The sequence below is a fragment of the Arcticibacter eurypsychrophilus genome (assembly GCF_001730525.1).
Classification (GTDB): domain Bacteria; phylum Bacteroidota; class Bacteroidia; order Sphingobacteriales; family Sphingobacteriaceae; genus Arcticibacter; species Arcticibacter eurypsychrophilus.
This window is the reverse complement of sequence record NZ_MDFN01000025.1, coordinates 14,960-37,455: the sequence shown is the minus strand read 5'-3', so window position 1 is coordinate 37,455 and position 22,496 is coordinate 14,960. Positions and strand designations below refer to the sequence as shown.

Here is a 22,496-nt window from a genome sequence, read left to right as displayed (position 1 = left end):
ATATTTATCCAGGGAAAGTATCTATGGCTTAACTGATTATTTTATAATTTTTATATTCTCCAACCCGCCATCCGGTCAACCGTTCCACCAGGTGAAGGATCCTGTACCTGAGAGTCGTATTTTTTTGAAGTTTAACCGGATCGAATGAAAATTTCCAGTTCGATGCGTTAATCCTTGGCTGTATAACCGCGGGATGGCTGCCTTCAAACTTTTGAAGAATATGCGCATTGCCATAGTCAAATACATAGTCCGAAGGAATATTTTGTTCAACCCATTCTTGTGTTTGATAATACTGATTGAAGTTTCGCATTTTATGTTTCAATCCTGCAGGCGGTTTAACCCATCCATAATGATAGATGTAAGCGTCAATTAACTTTACCTGAAGTTTCTTTCCGTTTTTCCTGAAGCCCTGAGCATCGCGGTAGGACCGCACACCAGGTCTGAATTTTAATAACCTGATCTCTTTTCTATACCAGCGCCTGGTCGTCGCGATATAGTCATACGAGCCATAAAAATGAAGATAGTTGAAAAGTAGTCCTTCTACTTCCTCCTGGTCCACATTGTCCTCCATTTCTCTCCTTATTATAGGATGATACTTTTCATGTACGCATTCATCTCCCTGAATGTAAAAAGCCCAGTCTGTATCTGCCGAAATCGCCTCATAGGCTTTATCGGTCTCGTCCGCAAACACTTTTCCGCCTTCTCTTATATCATCGTCCCACGTAGTTTGAATGATTCGGATCTTATCTGAGCCAATATTTTTGATCAGTCTTAAAGTTTCGTCTTCCGAATTCCCATGTGCAACGACGAATTCGTCACAAAGAGGGAGAATTGATTTAATGGCCTCAACAATGGGATAGTCATTTTTAGCTGCATTTCGAATAAAGCTAAAACCGGTTACTTTCATATTTTATAGTAGAATGTAAAAGTATAAAACTTGATTATGATAATCCTTATTTATCTTTTGACCAGTTTTTAGGTCGATATTCCCGTTTTGTTAGCAAAGAGTCGTGTTTTTACTAATTCGTTATCCAGTTTGTATAAATTAACGTACTATTATGTGTAACGAATTGGTAAGCAAAGTTTAAATTAAATCGCTAAGATTAATGAATTGCCTTTTAAATGTCTCAAAGTAAATTATAGTAATTTTCACGAAAGATAAATTATTGCTTCTGTATCTATTTAATTATCAAGGGTCTATTAAACATATTAGGAGTTCGATGAATTAATTTTGACGATTTTGATGTAAATAGTAGGGTTCTTTTCAAATATTAATAAAACCTTTTACTCAAGTTGATGTTTAATTTTTAAAATTGGTATAATGTTTGATTATTTGCAAGTGTCAAACTTATATTTATTTTTGTCATATTATTACAATTAAAAATTTGTTTAACCTTAAAACAAACTAAAATGAATTATTCTACAATTAAAAAGCTTGTTGCTGGATCTTTGTTCTCGATGGCTGCACTAGCTGCATCAGCACAGGACTCAACATCCACAACAACTTCAACATCTTCAGCCACAGTGTTTGGCGGAAGGTCTCAGTACAGAACCTGGTCAATCGGTATTAACGGTGGCGTATTAGCTCCAGTTATTCCTTTTGGAACTAATGATTACAATGATTGGGACGCTAACTTCGGTTACGGTCTATTCATTAAAAAACAACTTGCTCCATCTTTCGCTTTGAAATTAGACGGACATGCAGGTAAAGTATCAGGTAAATTTGATGCTAATGATGGAAGATCAGGAACAGCTGCTGGTACTCGTCAAGAATTCAGTACTGATATCAACTATGCAGTTTCATTAAAGGGAGTTGTTAACGTTGGAACTGTTTCTTTTTTAAGCAGACAAAAAAATGTTGACTTCTTTATACAGGCAGGTGCTGGTTTAACCGGTTACACTCCTGATGATAATGGAGACAGAACTGAATTATTTATTCCGGTTGGTGTTGGTATGAACTTCAGATTAGGTGAAGTTGTAGCTTTCAACTTAGGTTACGATGCTAACTTCTTAGATGCTGATAACCTGGACAGAACTTGGGCTAATGGCGCATCCAACAAAGACAAATGGTCTTACGGATATGCCGGTCTTGAATTTACTTTAGGTAGCAAATCAAAACCAAGTCTACAATGGTCTAACCCAGTAGCTTTAATGTATGATGAATTAAAAGATCCTACATTACGTCAGGAAGTTGAAGCTTTAAAGACTCGCGTAAGCACTTTAGAGAATACTGTTAATCAACTTGCTGCTGATGCTGATGGTGATGGTGTATCTGATCGTTTTGACAAATGCCCAGGAACTCCTGCAGGTACTGTAGTTGATGGTTCAGGTTGTCCAATTGTATTCCCTGCATCAGATTCTACTGCTGCTGGTCAATACGGAACAATCCAATTCGAATTCGATAGCTCAGTATTGAAGACTTCTTCTTATCCTACATTGGACAAGGTTTCTTCAGACTTAAGAGCTAATTCAACAACTGTATTAGACTTACAAGGTCATGCATCTGCTGAAGGAACTGAAGAGTATAACATGAGCCTTTCTAGAGATAGAGCTAACTCAGTTAAAACTTACTTAGTAAATTCTGGAGTTGACGCAAACCGTGTAACTGTTGAAGCATTCGGAGAAAGCAAACCTATCGCTTCTAATACAACGGAAGAAGGTCGTATGCAAAACCGTCGTGTTGAGATCAAGTAATTTGATAATATAGTATATAAGCATATTATCTAAAAGGGCCCCAAAAGGGCCCTTTTTTTTGCGTAAAAACTGCTGAGTTTGCACTTAATTTTCCCGCAGCTTCTGCGCACCTCCTACGCACCTTGTCCGCACCTTCTCCGCTCGGGAAGCAAGCAAGCTGCGTCTCAGGTCAAAATTAAATCCCTTTTAGTCATGATCTTTTTAACTTCCTTCCAGAACTTAGCTCATACCTGAATTTATCTTATTTTTGTTGTTTGTCATACATTTCGTAAATTGTATCCGGATGCGCTTTTAACATTTACCTTTATTAAATTTTAGTAAATTTGTTTTATGTATTTCTTTAGAAAAAAAGATTCAGACCGCCCGCAAAACATTAACCTGAAGGTGATGCATATCATCAATACAATAGCTATTCTCCTATTCCTTTTCGGGATCATTTACAAAATAATTGATTGGTATTTTCTATAATCATGAAGCAAATTATTAAAACAGAACGCGCGCCAGCTCCTATCGGTCCTTACAACCAGGCTATTTTAGCCAATGGTATTTTATATGTATCCGGTCAGATTGCTATTAATCCCAACACCAATGAACTCGTTAATTCTTCAGTTGAAGAAGAAACGAAACAAGTAATGTCTAATTTAACTGCAATTCTAGATGAAGCAGGATATAGTTTTGCAGACGTGGTGAAGACGACTATTTTCTTAACTGACATGAGTCTCTTCCCCCTTGTGAATACCATTTATGGTGCCTATTTCACAGCTGACTTTCCTGCACGTGAAACAGTTGGGGTAGCTGGTTTGCCAAAAGGTGTTCGCGTTGAAATTTCTGTCATAGCCACTAAATAATCATTTAAATAATCATTCAGATCATTCCATACCTGAACCCGTTTAATCGCCTTTTATAATATATGGGGGCCGAACTAAATTTACAAACTCCTATAGAGTACTTAAAAGGCGTAGGTCTGCATAAAGCCGATCTGCTTAAAAAGGAGCTTTCCATCTTTACTTTTCAGGACCTTTTGCTTTATTACCCTTTCCGTTATATCGACCGGACGCGTTTCTACAAGATTCAGGAGCTCAATGGCGATTTGCCTACCATTCAGGTTATTGGTCGCGTGCTAGCAAAGGAAATTATTGGAGAGAAGCAAGCCAGGCGATTGGTGGTGCAACTGAAGGATGAAACCGGAGTGATGGAATTAGTATGGTTCCGGTCGCTTTCCTGGATCGACCGGATCGTGCATGCCGGACTTGTGGTCATTGTTTTCGGTAAGCCCAACGAGTTTAATGGCAAGATTTCCATTTCGCATCCCGAACTGGAGGTCTATAATCCAGCGCTCAAAAAGTCGGGTAACCCCACCTTACAGCCTGTTTATAATTCTACGGAAAAACTGAAACAATGTCATCTGGATAGTAAAGGCATCCAGAAGCTGCAGGAAATTCTGGTCGATACCGTATCCAATCAACTCAGCGAAACGATTCCCGATTATATCCGCCAAAAACATGTGCTGATTGGTAAAATTCAGGCAATCAGGGAAATACACTTTCCGGCTACCATGCAGTCGCTTGACCAGGCCATTAAAAGATTAAAATTTGAGGAGCTTTTCCTGATCCAGCTACGGCTCTTGCATACTAAACGCCTAAGGACCGATAAGTTTAAAGGGGCCATTTTTGCAAAAGTGGGCGATAAATTCAATGCGTTTTATGCTACTAAGTTACCCTTTGACCTCACTAATGCACAAAAGCGCGTGCTCAAGGAAATAAGGATGGATACGCAGCGCGGCGTGCAAATGAACCGCTTACTGCAAGGTGATGTGGGGAGTGGCAAGACGGTTGTGGCACTCATGACCATGCTTTTAGCCGTTGATAATGGCTATCAGGCTTGCATAATGGCTCCCACGAGTATATTGGCTAACCAGCATTTGAAATCTATTCAGCACCTGATTGGCGATGATTTCATCAACATTGCTTTATTAACAGGGGCCACACCTAAAAAAGAGCGGCGGAAATTACATGAAGCATTGCTTGATGGAAGTCTGCATATTTTAATTGGCACGCATGCGCTGATTGAAGATCCTGTTCAGTTTCATAACCTGGGCTTGGCAGTTATTGATGAGCAGCACCGGTTTGGTGTGGAACAAAGAGGCAAGTTGTGGAGAAAGAATAAAATACCTCCACACATGTTGGTGATGACGGCTACTCCGATCCCACGAACGCTGGCCATGACCTTATATGGCGATCTCGATATTTCGGTCATAGATGAGCTGCCGGCCGGGAGAAAGCCAATCAAAACCATCCACCTTTACGAAAATCAGCGTTTAAGAATGCTGGGTTTCATGCGGCAGGAAATAGCCAAGGGGCGACAGGTGTACCTCGTTTATCCTTTAATTAAGGAAAGTGAAAAATTAGATCTGCTTTATCTGGAAGCAGGGATAGAAGATATATCTGCAGCGTTTCCACTGCCCGATTATAAAATTAGTATTGTGCATGGTAAACTGAACCCTGCGGATAAGGAATTCGAAATGCAGCGCTTTGTAAAGGGAGAAACGCAAATTATGGTAGCCACTACGGTGATCGAGGTGGGTGTAAATGTTCCCAATGCCAGTGTTATGGTGATTGAAAATGCGGAGCGTTTTGGACTCTCTCAACTTCATCAGTTAAGGGGCAGGGTAGGTAGAGGTGCCGAGCAATCCTATTGTATTTTAATGAGTACCAATAAATTAAGTGCGGATGGACGGATTCGCCTGAATACGATGGTGCGGACCAATGACGGGTTTGAAATCTCAGAGACAGACCTGAAGTTAAGGGGGCCGGGTAATCTGGAGGGCACACAGCAAAGTGGGGTTCTGGACTTAAAGCTGGCAGATCTGGTGCATGATCAGGAGCTGCTTCAAACGGTTCGGAATGAAGTAATAGACCTATTTGATCAGGACCCTGAATTAGGAGCAGAGCAAAACAAGATCCTGAAAGAATTCTTTCAGGACAGCAATCCGGGGATTCACTACAATAAAATATCATAACGATAATAAAAGGAATAACTGTTTGGTTATTAAACAATTTACTCTATCTTTGCAAACCCTTTTTAAGGGTAAGTAAATTGTTTAATTAATTTAATATCAAGCAAGTGAATACGTTAAGTTACAAAACTGTCTCAGCCAACAAAAAAACCGTTAATAAAGAATGGGTAGTTGTTGACGCACAAGGCGAGATTTTGGGGCGCTTGTCTACTAAGATCGCAGTGATGATCCGTGGTAAGCACAAGCCTACTTTCACCCCGAACGTAGACTGCGGAGATAACGTCATTGTTATCAATGCAGACAAGGTAAAACTGACCGGAAACAAACTAAGTGATAAAACTTATGTTCGTTACACCGGATATCCAGGTGGTCAGCGCTTCATTTCTCCTAAGGAGTTATTGGCTAAGCATCCAGAACGCATTATTGAAAAGGCTGTTCGCGGTATGTTACCTAAAAATCGTTTGGGCCGAGCATTATTCGGAAATCTGTATGTATATGCAGGTGGTGAGCATCCTCATGCCGCACAAAGTCCAAAAGAAATCAAACTTTAATTAAAGGAGAAAAGAAATGTCGACTACAAACACTTCAGGAAGAAGAAAAACTGCAGTTGCCCGAATTTATTTAAACGATGGAACTGGCAACATCATTGTTAATAAAAAGGAGTACAAAGAATACTTCCCAACCTTACCGTTACAGTACATTGTGAATCAGTCATTAGAAGTTTCAGGCAATGCCGGAAAATTTGATATCACTGTAAACGTTGCTGGTGGCGGAGTAAAAGGACAAGCGGAAGCAGTTCGTTTGGCAATTGCAAAAGCTATTGTTGAGTTAGATCCGGAAGCTAAACCAGGTTTAAGAGCAAAAGGTCTCGTAACACGCGATGACAGAATGGTTGAACGTAAAAAACCAGGACGTAAGAAAGCTCGTAAAAAATTCCAATTTAGTAAACGTTAATTTCAGGGAGATCACACAATGGCAAGAACAACATATCAGGATTTACTGGATGCAGGTGTACATTTTGGCCACCTTACCCGTAAATGGGATCCGAAAATGTCTCAGTACATTTTCATGGAGCGTAATGGCATCCACATTATAGATTTAAATAAGACTTTAATAAAAGTTGAAGAAGCTGCAGCAGCAATCAAACAGATTGTAAAATCAGGCCGTAAGGTTTTATTTGTAGCGACTAAAAAACAAGCGAAGGACATCGTTGCTGAACAAGCAAAATCAGTCAATATGCCTTTTATTACCGAACGTTGGTTAGGTGGTATGTTAACAAACTTCTCTACCGTGCGTAAGTCTATCAAAAAGATGTCTAACATCGATAAGATGACTAAAGATGGTACGTATGATGTATTGTCTAAGAAAGAGAAATTGATGATACAGCGTGAGCGTATTAAATTAGAGATACTTCTTGGAGGTATTGCTGATTTGAACCGTTTACCTGCAGCATTATTCTTAATCGACGTAAAGAAAGAGCATATTGCTGTTACTGAGGCATTAAAGTTAAATATCCCTACTTTCGCAATGGTGGATACGAACTCTGATCCTTCAAACATCGATTTTGCTATTCCAGCGAATGATGATGCTACTAAATCTATCCTTTTGATCACTGATATCATTATCAAGGCTATTCATGAAGGTTTAGACGAACGTAAGCGTGAAAAAGAAGACGAAGCAGAAAAAGAAGCTGCTGCTGCCAAAGCAAAGATCGATAGCGGTCATGTTGCTGAAGTTGCTGCTGCCAATGAAGCTGCTGCTGTTAGAGAAGCTGCGTCTGCTAAAGGAGAGTAATTCTTCGCTCTTCAATTGAAGAGTAAAACATATTTTGAAGGTCGGAATTCGGTTAAGAAGCCGGCCTTCTTTAATTAAAACCTATTTCTAAATTAAACTTTAAAAAATGTCAACCGTACAAATATCCGCTTCAGACGTAAACAAACTGCGCCAGCAAACAGGTGCAGGGATGATGGATTGCAAGAAAGCATTAACAGAATCAAATGGTGATTTTGAAGCTGCTATCGACTACCTTCGTAAAAAAGGGGCTAAAGTTGCTGCAAGTCGTCAGGACCGTGAATCTAATGAAGGTGTCGTAATTGCTAAAACAACTGCCGATGGTAAACACGGAATTATTGTTGAAGTAAATTGCGAAACAGATTTCGTAGCTAAAAATGCTGATTTTCTTGCATTTGCTAACAGTATCGCTGATTTAGCTATTGCAAATACTCCTTCCTCTTTAGCAGAACTTACTGCTTTGGATCTTAACGGAACTTCAATTGCTGATCAGGTGATTAATCAAACCGGTAAAATTGGTGAAAAGATTGGTGTAAGTAAATTCGAAGTCTTAACAGGTGAAAGAGTGATCGCTTATATTCATGGAAACTACCGTTTAGGTGTATTAGTTGCTTTAAGTGCTGATGTTGAAGGTATCGAAGCTGCAGGAAAAGATGTATCGATGCAAATCGCTGCAATGAATCCGGTTGCTATTGATAAAGGAGATGTGGATACCCATACCATCGAACGTGAAATGGCAATTGCTGTTGATCAGATCCGTGCGGAAGGAAAACCAGAAGCAATGATTGAAAAAATAGCTCAGGGTAAGTTGAATAAGTTCTACAAAGATTCTACTTTATTAAACCAGGAGTTTGTAAAGGATTCTTCTAAAACTATCGCTCAATTCTTAGATTCAGTATCAAAAGGATTAACTGTAACTGCATTCAAACGTGTTCAATTAGGAGCATAACCTGTTTTCAGGAAATATCTTGACCTTGAAAGGGGTTCTTTTACGCAAGTAAAAGAACCCCTTTTTTATTATCTACATAAATACTTACCTTTGGCCGGCTTCAACAGGCTGTCATCATAAAAACATCTTCTAAAAATGAAATATAAGCGTATCCTTCTGAAACTAAGCGGTGAGTCTTTAATGGGCGATAAACAGTACGGAATTGACAGTGATCGGGTGCTTCAATATGCAAAAGACATCAAAGCTGTTTTTGATACTGGTATTGAAATAGCTGTCGTAATTGGCGGTGGAAACATTTTCCGTGGGTTGAGTGCAGAAAAAGCAGGAATGGATCGCGTTCAAGCAGATTATATGGGAATGCTTGCAACTGTAATTAATAGTATGGCTTTACAGGATGCGCTGGAAAAACTGGACATTAAAACCAGGCTGATGACTGCTATTAAGATGGAACAGATCTGCGAACCATTTATTCGTAGAAGGGCTGTACGTCACCTTGAAAAAAGACGGATCGTGATCTTTGGTGCGGGAACAGGTAATCCTTATTTTACAACCGATACTTGTGCCTCGTTGCGTGCTATAGAGGTGAATGCCGATGTGGTACTAAAAGGCACCCGTGTGGATGGCATTTATACAGCAGATCCTGAAAAGGACCCTGCGGCAATTAAATATGATGAGATTACATTCAAGGAAGTTTATGATAAAGGCTTGAACGTGATGGATAAAACGGCATTTACGCTATGTCAGGAAAATGATCTTCCGATTATCGTTTTTGATATGAACAAACCGGGAAACTTTATGCGTATTTCGCAGGGTGAAGCTATTGGTACATTGGTTAGAGGATAAAAAATTAATATTAGACATAATCATTCTGGTTTATGAACGACCTTATAAAAAAGCAACTGACTGATGCAAAGACTTCAATGGAAAAGGCCATTGATCATGCTGATTCAGAAATGTTAAAAATACGTGCTGGTAAGGCAATGCCTTCCATGCTTGATTCGGTAATGGTGGAATATTACGGTACGCTTACTCCAATTAGCCAGGTATCGAGTATTAATACACCCGATGCACGTACCATTGTAGTCCAACCATGGGAAAAGCCCTTGTTGGTTAAAATTGAAAAAGCGATAATCGATTCCAATGTGGGGTTAAATCCACAGAATGATGGCATGGTGATCCGGATGAATGTACCACCACTTACAGAAGAGCGTCGCCGTGACCTGGTAAAAAAGGTAAAGGAAGAAGCTGAACGTGGACGGATCGCCATTCGTAATATCCGTAAGGATGTGAATAATAAAATTCAGAAATTGAAGGCTGAGGGTGTTTCAGAAGATGAAATCAAGACCGGTGAGATTGATGTACAGAAAATAACAGATGGTTTTATTGTACAAGTAGACCGCTTAGCAGAGATAAAAGAGAAAGATATTATGACTGTTTAAACACGTTATATCTTATTTAAGTAAAGTTAAGAAGGGAATAGTGTCGATCACTGTTCCCTTTATTATTTTTGCACCGCTACATAACAACCCTTTTTAATGAAGATTCTGATTAACTATTTAAAGAAATACAAAAGTCTAATTGCATTAGCATTACTCCTGGCTGCAATTAATCAGATCTTTTCTTTTCTTGATCCCTGGATTTTCAGGAAAATCATTGATAAGTATGTGACTCATTATAATGATTACAGTACGCAAGAGTTTTTTAAAGGCGCTGGATTACTGGTTTTAGCTGCAATGGGCGTGGCCATGGTATCTCGAATTGCGAAGAATTTCCAGGATTACTATGTCAATGTCATCACGCAGCGTTTGGGTGCAAAGCTTTATTCCGATGGATTGGCGCATTCGCTGGAGCTTCCTTACCAGGTGTTTGAAGATCAGCGAAGCGGCGAAACCTTAGGAATCCTTCAAAAGGTACGACTAGATACCGAGAAGCTGATTATTGCCACCATTAATATTGTCTTCACCAGTGTCATCGGGATTACGTTCGTGTTTTTCTATGCGATCAATATTCATTGGCTGATTGCGGTATTCTATATTGCGGTCATCCCTGTATTGGGTACAGTAAGTTCGATTCTGAGTAAACGCATTAAGGTCGTGCAAAAGAGTATTGTATCGGAGACAACTGCCCTTGCCGGATCAACTACGGAATCTTTAAGAAACATCGAGCTGGTTAAAAGTTTAGGTCTGGCCGCACAGGAAATAAAGCGTTTGAATAGTACTACGGATCGGATTCTGGTGCTTGAGCTTAAAAAAGTGAAGTACGTCCGCAGTCTGAGTTTTATTCAAGGCACCCTGGTTAATTTGTTGCGAAATGGAATCCTGTTTCTGATGATGTACCTGATCTATGATAATCAGATTTCCGTTGGTGAGTTTTTCTCGTTGTTCCTATACTCCTTCTTTATATTTGGTCCGCTACAGGAACTAGGAAATATCATCAATACCTATCGGGAAACGGAAGTATCGCTGGCTAACTTTAAAGCGATCATGAGCTCTCCAATCGAGGAGAAACCGCTTAATCCGGTTAAGCTGGATCACATCAGGGAATTGAGTTTCAAGAATGTAAGCTTCAAACATCAGACAGCTAATACCAACGCGCTGAACCATATTAGTTTTACATCACTTACGGGACAAACCATTGCCTTCGTAGGGCCTTCAGGCTCAGGTAAAACAACATTAGTGAAGCTTCTGGTTGGCCTTTATACCCCTAAGGAGGGAAGTATCCTGTACAATAATATTCCTACATCCGAAATAGACCTGGATCAGCTTAGAGAGCGGATTGGGTTTGTCACTCAGGATACGCAGCTGTTTTCGGGAACGATACGGGAAAATTTGTTGTTCGTAAGACCGGATGCTACTGATGAGCAATGTCTGGATGTGATGCGTAAAGCAGCCTGTCAGAGTTTACTCGCTCGTGCAGATAAGGGGCTGGATTCGGTTATTGGAGAAGGGGGTGTTAAAGTTTCCGGGGGAGAGAAGCAGCGCCTGTCTATTGCCCGTTCCTTGCTTCGGAGACCGGATATCCTGGTATTTGATGAGGCGACCTCAGCTTTGGATTCCATTACTGAAGAAGAAATCACCAAGACCATACGGGATGTATCCAATATGGATAAGAGAATAACCATATTGATTGCACATCGCCTTTCCACTATCATGCATGCCGATAAGATTTTTGTTTTAGAGAAGGGGCATATCATTGAGTCGGGTAAACATGTAGAGCTTTTGGAAGAAAAGGGGTTGTATTATGCGATGTGGAGACAGCAGATTGGTGAGCGGGTAATGGTGTAGGGAGATCTGTTTAAATATCAATTATCGGCAATAAATTGAGTTTATTGCCGATAATTTGCTTTATAAGTTTTCAATTTCCTCGATGGAAAGGTCTGTTATTTCAGCAATGTCAGCAAATGAGTAACCTTTGGCTTTCATTTTACGGGCGGTTGCTATTTTATTTTCTTTTTCTCCTTCTATTTTCCCTTCAATCTTTCCTTTAATTTCGCCTTTTTTCTCTCCTTCACCGTACTTCTTTTTGCCCTCCTCTTGAACAGCATAAGCAAGCACGTTATCATAATCCCACTTTTGCTCTAAACTTGTTCTGTATGACATATACTCCTCCTTTGTTAAATTACTAATTTCTGCTATCTGGAATATCTTTTCAAATATGCTTTTTTTGAAATAGAGCGGCAATTTGTCTAATCTGCTCATGTTCTTCAGCATATAAAACCAGCGATCAAGGCCTGTTTCTAATTCTTTCTCGTTTTTAGTAAAGTTAGGCAATTCCAAAAACTTATAACCCAGTTTCTTATAAAATATTGTGCCTTTATCTTTGTCTATTAAACAGATATCGTGCAGGTATTGTTTCGAGGGGGATTGCTCTATGGTAAAATCCAATATGGCAATCAGGTATACTTCCTGTAGTTCGTAAGTCTCGCTATCCTTTCCAACCGACAATTGCTCATTGATCAGGCGGGAGGTATAGAATATACATCTGTCGCGAAAGAAAATTTGTTTTCCACGCTGTATTTCTACAATGAAATGCTCGCCTTTATCTCCTGTACACAAAAGATCAAAAATTGACTTTTTTAGATCACGTCGGTCTCCAGCATGCTCATTCGATTTGTATACGATATCTGTGATATGCTTTTCGCCTTTAAAAAGGTCGTTTAGGAATTCTATTAGAATGTCTTTATGAGGATCAAGGCCAAAAAGATGCTTAAAAGACCAGTCTGTAAGTGGATCAATGTAGCGGCCAGTAAGTTTTTGTTCCATTGGTTAATATGGTTAGGAGCAGGCAATGTATGCAATAAAAATGTCAGGCCGTATAATTAAACTCATCAAATTCGATAAGTTTATAAAAGATATGAACCTGGTGTGGGAGGTACGGCAGTTGCTGCTGGATCAGATAGGAGAGGGAGAGCAAGAGTAGTTGCTGAGTTCGCAGGAGATGGCTGAAAAGCTCCGGGTGACCAGGCGAGCTAATGACCATTGGACCCTGATAGGGAAATTAATTTCTTATCGAATTGGAAACAATTCGTATTGTAAATTCGGTGAATGTGTGATGGGGGAAAATATTTCCCAATTATGAAGTAGCGTAATTGGAATTACACACGTATAACCTTTGACAAATGAACAACAATCGAATGAAAAGATTTCAATTCTATGATAAAGATCATATGATATTGTTAAGATTGTGGTACTTTTGTTGATTGCAATTAAGTTAATACCTCTCCATATTCATGAATTTAAGACAAATAGCCGCTACATTATTGTTTATATGTAGTATATTAATTTCCCCATATATATTTGCGCAGACCAATTATTCAGATGTAAAAGTCGATGAATTAACAGATGCACAAGTGCGACAGTTGATCCAAAAAGCCGAGTCTGTTGGGTATAATGATGCTCAATTAGAGCAAATGGCCACTGCCCAGGGAATGAAAGCAGAGGAAGTTGCCAAGTTAAGAACACGTGTTGAAAAAATACGGAAATCAAGTCCTGCTGCTAGTACAGGCACTGATTCACAGAGTCAGGCTGATGAGGGATTCGGTAGAACGTATGTTCAATCAGACTCTATTAATAATCGAAATAATTTAGCCAACCAGAATAAAACTGAGTTAAAGGATGCTTTCGGTAACCTGATCCCTAAGATCTTTGGTGCTGAATTATTCAAAAACAACGATATTAAGTTTGAGCCAAATCTTCGGATGGCTACTCCTAAGGGATATATTATAGGACCTGACGATCAGCTATTGATTGATCTGACCGGTGATAATGAAGCCAATTATAAATTGCAGGTAAGTCCTGATGGAACGATTCGTCTTCAGTATGTAGGATTGATTTCAGTAGGGGGACTTTCTATCGAGCAAGCTACTTCAAAGATTCGCTCTACGATGGGCAGCACTTATCCAAGTTTAAGGAGTGGTCGTACCAACGTTGCCATTAACTTAGGTAATATCAGGAGCATTAAAATTACGCTTTTAGGGGAAGTAGTTAAGCCGGGTTCTTATACCCTTTCTTCGTTATCTACTGTATTTAATGCTTTAAATGCTTCAGGCGGACCTAATGAAAATGGGTCATTCAGGAAGATTCAGGTGATCCGTAATAACCGGGTTGTTTCCACTATAGATGTTTATAATTTCCTTTTGAAAGGGATGCAAAGCGGAAACATTCGTTTGCAGGATCAGGATGTGATCAATATTCCGGTTTACCAGGCAAGAGTGGAAATGTCGGGTGAAGTGAAACGGCCAGCTTTATATGAGGTGCTTCCTACTGAGTCGCTGGATGATGTTATTAGATTTGCCGGGGGGTTTTCTAATAAAGCATATTCAGCGAAGATTAAAGTTTTGCAGAATACGAATAAGGAAAGACAAATTACAGATGTTAATGCAGATGACTTTCTTAATTATAGACCAAAGAATGGTGATAAATATATCGTAGAAACGATATTAGACCGTTTTGCCAATCGTGTAGAAATTGATGGAGCTGTATTTCGTCCCGGACAATATGAACTGGAAAGTGGTTTGACACTAAAACAATTGATCGAAAAGGCAGATGGTTTGACAGAGGATGCCTTTTTAAATCGGGGTTATATATCCAGGTTAAATACAGACAATTCACTGGCGCTATTATCTTTTGATGTCGATAAAGTGTTAAAGGGAACACAGGAAGATATTGTTCTAAGGAGAGAGGATAAGGTAACGATATCCTCCATTTTTGATTTAAGGGAAGAGTTTAAGGTTGATATTAAAGGGGAAGTTAGAGCACCTGGTAGTTTTGAGTATGCCGAGGGAATGACAGTTGAGGCCCTAATTCAAATGGCAGGTGGTTTTAAAGAGGGTGCTACTCCTAACCGGATTGAAATTGCAAGAAGGGTTAAAAATAGTGATGCAATGTCTTTGTCTGCAAAGACTGCAGATATTATTAATGTGAATATTCCAGTTGATTTAAGATTACGGGATTCCGTAATCATATTACAACCCTTTGATGTAGTTTCGATCCGGAGTTCTGAAGGTTACCAGATTCAGCAACAGGTTAGGGTTGAGGGAGAGGTTTTATATCCTGGGATCTATACGATTAGTCATAAAGATGAGCGGATTTCTGATGTAATTAAAAGGGCCGGAGGATTAACAGCTCTTTCATTTGTAGAAGGTGCTTCATTGAAAAGGCCAGGGGCAGATGAAGCTAAAGATAGCAGAAGTAATAATGCTATTGATACTCAGGAAGAAGATAAACAGAAACTGGTTAATTTATCCAGGCTAAAAGGAGAAGGGGTAAAGGATACATCTAGTCAGGAAATTCAACTATTAGAAAGTGATTTAGTGGGAATTAATTTGAAGAAAATTCTAGATAGACCACTATCTAGATTTGATTTATTGTTAGAGGATGGAGATGTGATTCGGGTGCCTAAACAATTGCAAACAGTAAAGATTACGGGAGAGGTTCTCAGACCTATAAATGTAGTATACCGGCCAGGTAAGGGTATGAAGGGTTATATTAATGGAGCAGGTGGATATACTTATAACGCTAATAAAAGAGGTGCTTATATTCAATATGCAAATGGGTCTGTTGATGCGGTAAGTCATGTGCTATTTTTGAATTTCTATCCTGGTGTTAAGCCCGGTGCTGAGATCTTTGTACCTAAACGAGCTCCAAGAGAAAAGGTAGGCGTTCAGGGATGGATTAGTATTGGAACTGCCTTGACTTCTTTGGCATTGATAATTATAAGTTTATATAAATAGTAACGAAGCCTGATTTATTTGATTGATTAAAATGAATTCTAAAAGTATAAATAAAATATCAAGTAACTCAGATGAGATTTCACTAAAAGATCTTATTTTGAAATTACAGGAATGGTATCATTATCTGCTGTCCAAATGGTCAACAATTGTTTTGTGTGGTATATTGGGTGGTATTCTAGGATTTACTTTTGCATGGTCTAAAAAATCAATATATACGGCAACAACCACTTTTGTATTAGATGATGATAAAGCAGCTGGTGGATTAGGATCTCTAAGTGGATTAGCTTCTATGGCAGGGTTAGATTTGGGTGGTGGAGGTGGTGGTATTTTTCAAGGAGATAATATTTTCGAATTATACAAATCAAGAACTATGATTGAAAAAACCTTGTTAACAGAGGTTTATTATAATGGAAAGAAACAATTATTAGTTGATCGTTATATCGATTTCAATAAGTTAAGAAAAGCTTGGGCTGAAAAATCGGAATTAAAAGATATTCAATTTAGTTTTCTAGACTCTAGCACTCTAAAATCAAAACGTTTAAAGGATAGTATTCTTGGTGGTATTGTAAAAGATATAAACTTAAACTATTTAAATGTTGCTAAATCAGATAAGAAATTGAGTATCATTAAAGTGGAAGTTAAAGCAACAGACGAATTCTTTGCAAAAGCATTTAATGAACAGATAGTTAAGAATGTGAATGATTTTTATGTGCAAACAAAGACAAGAAAATCTATTATTAATGTTAAAATATTACAGCATAAAGCTGATTCGGTTCTTAAGGTGATGAATGGTGCTATTTACTCAGCTGCAGCAATTTCAGATGCTACACCTAACTTAAACCTTACCCGACAGGTTCAACGTGTAGCTCCTTTACAGCGCTCGCAATTTTCAGCTGAAACAAATAAAGAGATATTGAGCGAATTAGTAAAAAATTTAGAGATGTCAAAAATGGCTTTACTAAAAGAAACGCCCTTAATTCAAGTTATAGACCTACCTGTTTTTCCACTAGAAAAAATTAAGTTCGGTAATATTAAAGGGATGATTATGGGACTTATGCTGTTTGTTTTCCTGAGCACATTAGTTTTAATTATTAAAAAAATAATTTCACAAGTGATAAAATAACTTATTATGTCAATTGATCTGGTTAAAATTATTAAATTACCAAAAAGTTTAGATGAGCGAGGAAATCTTTCATTTTTGGAGGAAGAGAGACATATTCCTTTTAAAATAAAAAGAAGTTATTGGATCTATGATGTTCCAGGTGGAGAAGCTAGGGGAGGGCATAGTTATCATAAGAATGAAGAGATTATAATAGCATTGAGTGGTAGTTTTGATGTCATACTGGATGATGGAAATAACAAGAAAACTTACTCATTGAATCGATCTTATTACGCATTATTTGTTCCAAAGGGGATATGGCGCTATATGGAAAATTTTTCTACTAATTCTTTATGTTTTATCGTTGCTTCAACAGTATTTGATGAAGAGGATTATCAAAGGGATTATCAACAATTTATTAATTCAAAAATTAATAAGTCATGAAGAAGGCTACAACATATGATTGTTCAATATTTGAACTTCCAAAAATAAAAAATAGAGCTGGTAATTTAACTCCTATTAATAACAGTATCGAATTGCCTTTCGACATAAAGCGGGTCTTTTATTTGTATGACATACCTGGTGGAGAATCACGAGGTGCGCATTCGCATAAAGAATGTCATCAGTTTTTAATTGCTGCTAGTGGTAGTTTTGAAATTTTAATGGATGATGGTAAAACAAAAAGAATGGTGCAGTTAAATAGGCCATATTTAGGATTGCACATTCCTCCGGGAATATGGGCTTCTGAAGTTAATTTTTCATCTGGATCTATATGTTTAGTTTTTGCTTCCCATCTTTACAATGAGTCGGATTATATAAGGAAATATAGCGATTATTTAGAACATATAAATGGATAAGGGAAATACAAAATTATTCGAAAATCAATTGGGACTATCTGAATTTAAAGTATTCATTCATGATCTGTCAGATGTGCAGACAAAAGCCATCGGGAATAACACGTTTATATGGCAGTTTACTGTTATATTGAAAAATGCTGTTATTGGTGAGAATTGCAACGTCAATTGTAATTGTTTTATTGAAAATGATGTATTAATAGGAAACAATGTAACAATTAAATCAGGAGTTCAAATATGGGATGGTATAACCATAGAGGATGATGTGTTTATTGGTCCTAATGTTACATTTACAAATGATGCTAAACCTCGTTCAAAACAATATCCGAATGAATTTTTGAAAATTAAGATTGAAACAGGAGCAAGTATTGGTGCCAATTCAACACTTATCGGTGGAATAAATATTGGTAAATATGCTATGATTGGTGCTGGTAGTTTAATTAATAAGGATATTCCTAATTATTCCTTATGGTATGGAAATCCGGGAAAATTAAAGGGTTATGTTTGCAAATGTGGTACCAAGCTTGATAGTGATTACCATTGTGAAGGTTGTGCAAAAAGTTATACGATGAATAAAGGTAAAATAGAAGAAATATGTTAAAGTTTCTTGATCTTAAAGCTATTAATGATAGTTACGAACCAGAGCTGTCATTGGCAATTAAACAAGTATTAGATTCTGGTTGGTACTTGCTAGGTAAGGAAAGTAAATCTTTTGAACAAGAGTATAATAATTATATTGGTACTAATAACTGTATTGGAGTTGCCAATGGCTTAGATGCTTTGCGGTTAATATTAAGATCCTATATTGAATTAGGAGTTATGCAAGAAGGGGATGAAATTATCGTTCCTGCAAACACATATATTGCTACTATTCTTGCAATTACTGATAATCGATTGGTTCCTATTTTAATCGAACCTGATATTCTTACATATAATATCAACCCTTTTCTGATTGAAGAAAAAATTTCCAAGAGGACAAAAGGAATTATGATTGTTCATCTTTATGGAAATAACTCAATGCACCCTGAAATAAAAAGGTTAATTGACCATTATGATTTGAAACTAATTGAAGATAATGCTCAGTCGCAAGGTTGTATTTATATGGGAAAACGTACAGGGTCATTAGGAGATGCTGCTGGTCATAGTTTCTATCCTGGGAAAAATATAGGGGCATTAGGTGACGGAGGTGCTGTAACTACTAACGACAAAGATTTGGCAGATGCTGTAAGAGCTATATCTAATTACGGTTCAAAAATTAAGTATGAGAATATATACCAAGGCTTGAATTCAAGAATTGACGAAATTCAGGCAGCTATTTTAAAAGTGAAATTACAATACTTAGATAGGGATAATCAAAATCGAAGAGATATAGCATTAAAGTATTGTGAAAATATTAAGAATCCAGATGTCATACTACCTTTTTATAAAGATGGATTATTGATTAAAAATGACACTTCATATAATGGACATTTATTTATTATAAGACATCCTAAGAGAGATGCTTTACAGAAGTTTTTTAGTGATAATAATATTCAAACTATGATTCATTATCCTATTCCTCCGCATAAGCAACAGGCATATAAAGAATGGAATAATTTATCTTTTCCGATTACAGAGCAAATTCATAGAGAGGTTTTAAGTCTACCAATAAGTCCTGTAATGACATTAGAAGAAGTTGAAAAAGTTTGCAAAGTCTTAAACTGTTTTTAGTATTCTTATTATTATTCTAAGCTGACATATTACAATGACCAAACAACAATCATACCGTCAGATTTTTAAAGCTACCAGTTTGTTTGGTGGAGTGCAATTCATAAGTGTTTTGACGGGTATTGTGAGATCAAAATTTGTAGCAATTTTTTTGGGTCCAGTAGGTATGGGTATTTCTGCACTGTTGGTTTCTACCGTTACATTAGTTATTATAATTGCGAGTATGGGCTTAAATTTTAGTGCAGTAAGGGATATTTCAAAAGCAAGAGAATCAGGCGATACTAAAAAGTTAAGTTTTATTTTAATTGTTTTCAAGAGATGGCTTTGGATTAGTTGTTTTGTCGGCGTTATATTACTTATTAGCTTTTCTCATTATTTAAGCATATTCACATTTGGGAATAATAGTTATACTGTAAGTTTCGTATTACTTTCATTAATGTTGATCTTCACAATACTAACGAATGGGAATACAGCATTATTACAAGGCTTACGTAAAATTGAGTATACAGCGAAATCTGCAATTATAGGGTCGCTGCTAGCACTTATCACTACAATTCCAATATATTACTTTTTGAGATCCAGTGGCATTGTTCCAGCTCTCATTATAGGATCAATTATTACCTTTTTAATAAGTGTTTTTTTTGCAAATAAAATAGTACTCACTCCGGTTTTAGTAAGCCGAAAGGATACACTAACCCAAGGAGGTGAGATGGCGAAATTAGGAGTAGTTATGGTAATGGCGCAATTGATAGGACTTGTTGCCATATATGTTATTAATACTTTTATAAGGAGCAAAGGAGGATTAGCAGATGTGGGGCTGTATCAGGCTGGAACTTCAATCACTAATCAAAGTATAGGACTTGTTTTTACAGCTATGGCTATGGATTATTATCCTCGGTTAGCAGCAGTAAGCACAAATGACAAAAAGCTTAATGATATGGTTAATCAGCAAGGTATAATTACAGTACTTATTGCAGCACCGATGCTCATATCTTTGATAGTTTTTGCCCCTTTGGTAATAAAAATTCTTTTAACTTCTGAATTTTATGCTATTTCTTTTTTTATACGCTGGCTGGCACTAGGCACTTTATTTACCGCACCAATAGTTGTATTGTCTTACATTTCACTTGCGAAAGGTGATAAAAAAGCATACTTTTTATACAGTAGCCTATTTAATAGTGTTTTGTCAATTGCATTTTATATTGCAGGTTATCTAGCATATGGACTAATGGGGATGGCTATAGCGTTTTCTCTATTTCAATTAATCTATTTATTATTTTTATCTTATAAATTTAATAAAATATATGCTTTTTCATTTAACATTCAATTTGTGAAGATATTTTTAACTCTTATTGCGTTTTGTATGAGTGCCCTTATTGTCTCTTTTATGTTTGATGAAGTAACTGTATATATTTTAGGAGGAGTAATATTAGTTTTTTCAGTGTATTATTCTTGGTATAAACTTGATAGTTATATAGGCCTAAAATCATATGTTCGAGAAAAATTTCTAAAAAGTAAATATTAAATTAAAATGATTAAAAACTTATTAAAACCACTAGTTAATTTTTTACCATTAAGTGTTAAGGAATTTGTACAAAAAGAATATGAAATAAGAGAGTGGAAAAAACAACATTTAGTTAAACAATTAGCTATTAAAGAGTATAAAAATAAGTCTAATTATAGCACCCTAGTTGAAACAGGCACTTATTTAGGCGATATGGTATATGCGCAGCTAAATAATTTCAAACAAATATATTCAATTGAACTAGGGGAAGACCTTTGGCGAGAGGCAGTAGCAAGATTTAAAGATAGTTCCCATGTTGTAATCCTTCAAGGGGATAGTTCAAAAATACTGAAAGATGTTGTGTTGGAATTAAAGGGAGAATCAATATTTTGGCTAGATGGACATTACTCAGCAGGAGTAACCGCTAAAGGGGACAAAGAATGTCCTGTTTATGAAGAATTGACAACAATATTAGATTCAAACTTAAATCATATAATCTTAATAGACGATGCTCGTTGTTTTAATGGAATAGGTGATTATCCAAAGAAAGAGGAATTATTCAAATATATTTTATCTAGGCGCTCAAAGAGTAAGATAGAGGTAAAGGATGACATAATTAGGGTTGAATTAAATTAAGATTGTAGCATAAAGATTTTAATGAATGATCATCATTTGAACTGAGACATTCTGTTGATATTATATCTGATGATCTATTTGAACATATTAGATTTATGAAAATTTTAAGTATAATCAAAATATCTTTCATTCATTTAAAAATATTCATGAAGAATATTTTGTTTTTAGCTCGGTATGACATTAAAGATAAATTTCTTTTAAGTGATACTATGAATCTTTACATGGATAACATTAAGTATGAAATTGAAGATGATGTTCTCCATGTTAAAAGGCCAAAGATTGCGACTCCTCATACAACAATTGATAGAATCTTAAATGATCGAGCCTCTCTTGTTCGTTTCGGAGATGGAGAATTTGAATTACTGAATAACCGGCCGATTGCTTTTCAGGCAAATAGTATCAAACTAGCGGAAAGATTGAGTGAGGTTTTAGAATCTAATGTCCATAATATATTGGTGGGATTACCTTTTTATTACTGGAATACTGTTAATAATTGTAACCCAATAATAAAAGACTTTGTAAGAAGGGTAATTTCAAAGAGGAGAGGGGAATACGAAAAACACATTGTGTTTGACAAACAATATTATTCTACAGAATGTACCCAATTATATATGACGTATTCTGAAGAAATTAATTTATTTAGTTATTTTGAGAAAATTAAAAATCTTTGGAAAGATAGAGACATTACCATTATACAAGGGAAAGGTATTTTAAGTAGACTCAAGTATGATATATTTGATTGTGCAAAATCTAAACAATATATATATGCACCTGCGAAAAATGCCTTTCATGATTATGAATTGTTATTGGCAGAGGCAAAGAATATAGATCTCAACAGACTTGTTTTAATCATATTAGGTCCAACTGCTACAATTCTATCTTTTGATTTAGCTAAATTGGGCTATCAAGCTCTTGATCTTGGGCATATAGCAAAAGACTTCGATTTTTTCATGAAAGGCACTAAAAAAGATTCAAATAGCATTAGTAGCTTTTACTCACCTGATTAGAACAACAC

The 22,496-nt window shown here is 36.8% G+C and carries 22 protein-coding genes; 20 read left to right on the top strand and 2 right to left on the bottom strand.

Going from position 1 to position 22,496, the window contains the following annotated elements:
- Nucleotides 1-28: 28 nt before the first annotated feature.
- On the bottom strand, nucleotides 29-907 hold the full coding sequence (locus BFL47_RS13950; protein ID WP_069660416.1) for a glycosyltransferase family protein: 879 nt from the start codon (nucleotides 905-907) through the stop codon (nucleotides 29-31).
- 503 nt (nucleotides 908-1,410) lie between these two features.
- Between BFL47_RS13950 and BFL47_RS13945 the strand changes: the two genes are divergently transcribed.
- From BFL47_RS13945 to BFL47_RS13900, 11 genes are all read left to right on the top strand, one after another.
- On the top strand, nucleotides 1,411-2,694 hold the full coding sequence (locus BFL47_RS13945) for an OmpA family protein (protein ID WP_069660415.1): 1,284 nt from the start codon (nucleotides 1,411-1,413) through the stop codon (nucleotides 2,692-2,694).
- Nucleotides 2,695-3,024: 330 nt separating this feature from the next.
- Nucleotides 3,025-3,162, top strand: a complete 138-nt coding sequence (locus BFL47_RS20420) for a DUF6728 family protein (protein WP_317042942.1) — start codon at nucleotides 3,025-3,027, stop codon at nucleotides 3,160-3,162.
- 2 nt (nucleotides 3,163-3,164) lie between these two features.
- A complete protein-coding gene (locus BFL47_RS13940; protein ID WP_069660414.1) occupies nucleotides 3,165-3,542 on the top strand; it encodes a RidA family protein in 378 nt (125 codons plus the stop codon).
- Between the two features lie 62 nt (nucleotides 3,543-3,604).
- Nucleotides 3,605-5,713 (top strand): ATP-dependent DNA helicase RecG, encoded by a 2,109-nt coding sequence (gene recG, locus BFL47_RS13935; protein ID WP_069660413.1) that lies wholly within the window; start codon nucleotides 3,605-3,607, stop codon nucleotides 5,711-5,713.
- A 104-nt stretch (nucleotides 5,714-5,817) separates the two neighbouring features.
- Nucleotides 5,818-6,261: a 50S ribosomal protein L13 gene (gene rplM, locus BFL47_RS13930; protein ID WP_069660412.1), complete on the top strand. Its 444-nt coding sequence runs from the start codon at nucleotides 5,818-5,820 to the stop codon at nucleotides 6,259-6,261.
- Nucleotides 6,262-6,277: 16 nt separating this feature from the next.
- Entirely contained in the window at nucleotides 6,278-6,664 is a 387-nt protein-coding gene (gene rpsI, locus BFL47_RS13925) for a 30S ribosomal protein S9 (RefSeq protein WP_016196062.1), read from the top strand.
- Nucleotides 6,665-6,682: 18 nt separating this feature from the next.
- Nucleotides 6,683-7,504 (top strand): 30S ribosomal protein S2, encoded by an 822-nt coding sequence (gene rpsB / locus BFL47_RS13920; protein WP_069660411.1) that lies wholly within the window; start codon nucleotides 6,683-6,685, stop codon nucleotides 7,502-7,504.
- A gap of 106 nt (nucleotides 7,505-7,610) precedes the next feature.
- A complete protein-coding gene (tsf, locus tag BFL47_RS13915) occupies nucleotides 7,611-8,450 on the top strand; it encodes a translation elongation factor Ts (protein WP_069660410.1) in 840 nt (279 codons plus the stop codon).
- A gap of 135 nt (nucleotides 8,451-8,585) precedes the next feature.
- Nucleotides 8,586-9,293 carry a UMP kinase gene (gene pyrH / locus BFL47_RS13910; RefSeq protein ID WP_069660409.1) on the top strand — a complete coding sequence of 236 codons (708 nt, stop codon included), beginning with the start codon at nucleotides 8,586-8,588 and terminating at the stop codon, nucleotides 9,291-9,293.
- Between the two features lie 32 nt (nucleotides 9,294-9,325).
- Nucleotides 9,326-9,889 (top strand): ribosome recycling factor, encoded by a 564-nt coding sequence (gene frr / locus BFL47_RS13905; protein ID WP_069660408.1) that lies wholly within the window; start codon nucleotides 9,326-9,328, stop codon nucleotides 9,887-9,889.
- 96 nt (nucleotides 9,890-9,985) lie between these two features.
- Nucleotides 9,986-11,734 carry an ABC transporter ATP-binding protein gene (locus BFL47_RS13900; RefSeq protein ID WP_069660407.1) on the top strand — a complete coding sequence of 583 codons (1,749 nt, stop codon included), beginning with the start codon at nucleotides 9,986-9,988 and terminating at the stop codon, nucleotides 11,732-11,734.
- 60 nt (nucleotides 11,735-11,794) lie between these two features.
- Here the strand turns inward: BFL47_RS13900 and BFL47_RS13895 are convergent, their stop codons facing one another.
- On the bottom strand, nucleotides 11,795-12,712 hold the full coding sequence (locus BFL47_RS13895) for an Rpn family recombination-promoting nuclease/putative transposase (RefSeq protein ID WP_069660406.1): 918 nt from the start codon (nucleotides 12,710-12,712) through the stop codon (nucleotides 11,795-11,797).
- A 467-nt stretch (nucleotides 12,713-13,179) separates the two neighbouring features.
- Between BFL47_RS13895 and BFL47_RS13890 the strand changes: the two genes are divergently transcribed.
- The 9 genes from BFL47_RS13890 (at nucleotide 13,180) to BFL47_RS13850 (ending at nucleotide 22,488) form a co-directional block, all read left to right on the top strand.
- Nucleotides 13,180-15,681, top strand: a complete 2,502-nt coding sequence (locus BFL47_RS13890; protein ID WP_069660405.1) for an SLBB domain-containing protein — start codon at nucleotides 13,180-13,182, stop codon at nucleotides 15,679-15,681.
- Between the two features lie 31 nt (nucleotides 15,682-15,712).
- On the top strand, nucleotides 15,713-16,804 hold the full coding sequence (locus tag BFL47_RS13885) for a GumC domain-containing protein (RefSeq protein ID WP_069660404.1): 1,092 nt from the start codon (nucleotides 15,713-15,715) through the stop codon (nucleotides 16,802-16,804).
- Between the two features lie 6 nt (nucleotides 16,805-16,810).
- Nucleotides 16,811-17,224, top strand: coding sequence for a sugar 3,4-ketoisomerase (locus tag BFL47_RS13880; protein WP_069660403.1), 414 nt, complete (start codon nucleotides 16,811-16,813; stop codon nucleotides 17,222-17,224).
- Nucleotides 17,221-17,637 carry a sugar 3,4-ketoisomerase gene (locus BFL47_RS13875; protein ID WP_069660402.1) on the top strand — a complete coding sequence of 139 codons (417 nt, stop codon included), beginning with the start codon at nucleotides 17,221-17,223 and terminating at the stop codon, nucleotides 17,635-17,637. Before BFL47_RS13880 ends, BFL47_RS13875 begins: the two co-directional genes overlap by 4 nt.
- Nucleotides 17,630-18,235 carry an acyltransferase gene (locus BFL47_RS13870; RefSeq protein WP_069660401.1) on the top strand — a complete coding sequence of 202 codons (606 nt, stop codon included), beginning with the start codon at nucleotides 17,630-17,632 and terminating at the stop codon, nucleotides 18,233-18,235. The genes BFL47_RS13875 and BFL47_RS13870 overlap by 8 nt, the downstream gene beginning before the upstream one ends.
- A complete protein-coding gene (locus BFL47_RS13865) occupies nucleotides 18,229-19,344 on the top strand; it encodes a DegT/DnrJ/EryC1/StrS family aminotransferase (RefSeq protein WP_069660400.1) in 1,116 nt (371 codons plus the stop codon). Before BFL47_RS13870 ends, BFL47_RS13865 begins: the two co-directional genes overlap by 7 nt.
- A gap of 34 nt (nucleotides 19,345-19,378) precedes the next feature.
- On the top strand, nucleotides 19,379-20,866 hold the full coding sequence (locus BFL47_RS13860) for an oligosaccharide flippase family protein (RefSeq protein WP_069660399.1): 1,488 nt from the start codon (nucleotides 19,379-19,381) through the stop codon (nucleotides 20,864-20,866).
- Between the two features lie 6 nt (nucleotides 20,867-20,872).
- The gene (locus tag BFL47_RS13855; protein ID WP_069660398.1) at nucleotides 20,873-21,481 is read left to right on the top strand and encodes a hypothetical protein; all 609 of its coding nucleotides are present in this window, start codon (nucleotides 20,873-20,875) and stop codon (nucleotides 21,479-21,481) included.
- 146 nt (nucleotides 21,482-21,627) lie between these two features.
- Nucleotides 21,628-22,488 carry a GT-D fold domain-containing glycosyltransferase gene (locus BFL47_RS13850; RefSeq protein ID WP_170827326.1) on the top strand — a complete coding sequence of 287 codons (861 nt, stop codon included), beginning with the start codon at nucleotides 21,628-21,630 and terminating at the stop codon, nucleotides 22,486-22,488.
- The last annotated feature ends 8 nt before the right edge of the window (nucleotides 22,489-22,496 follow it).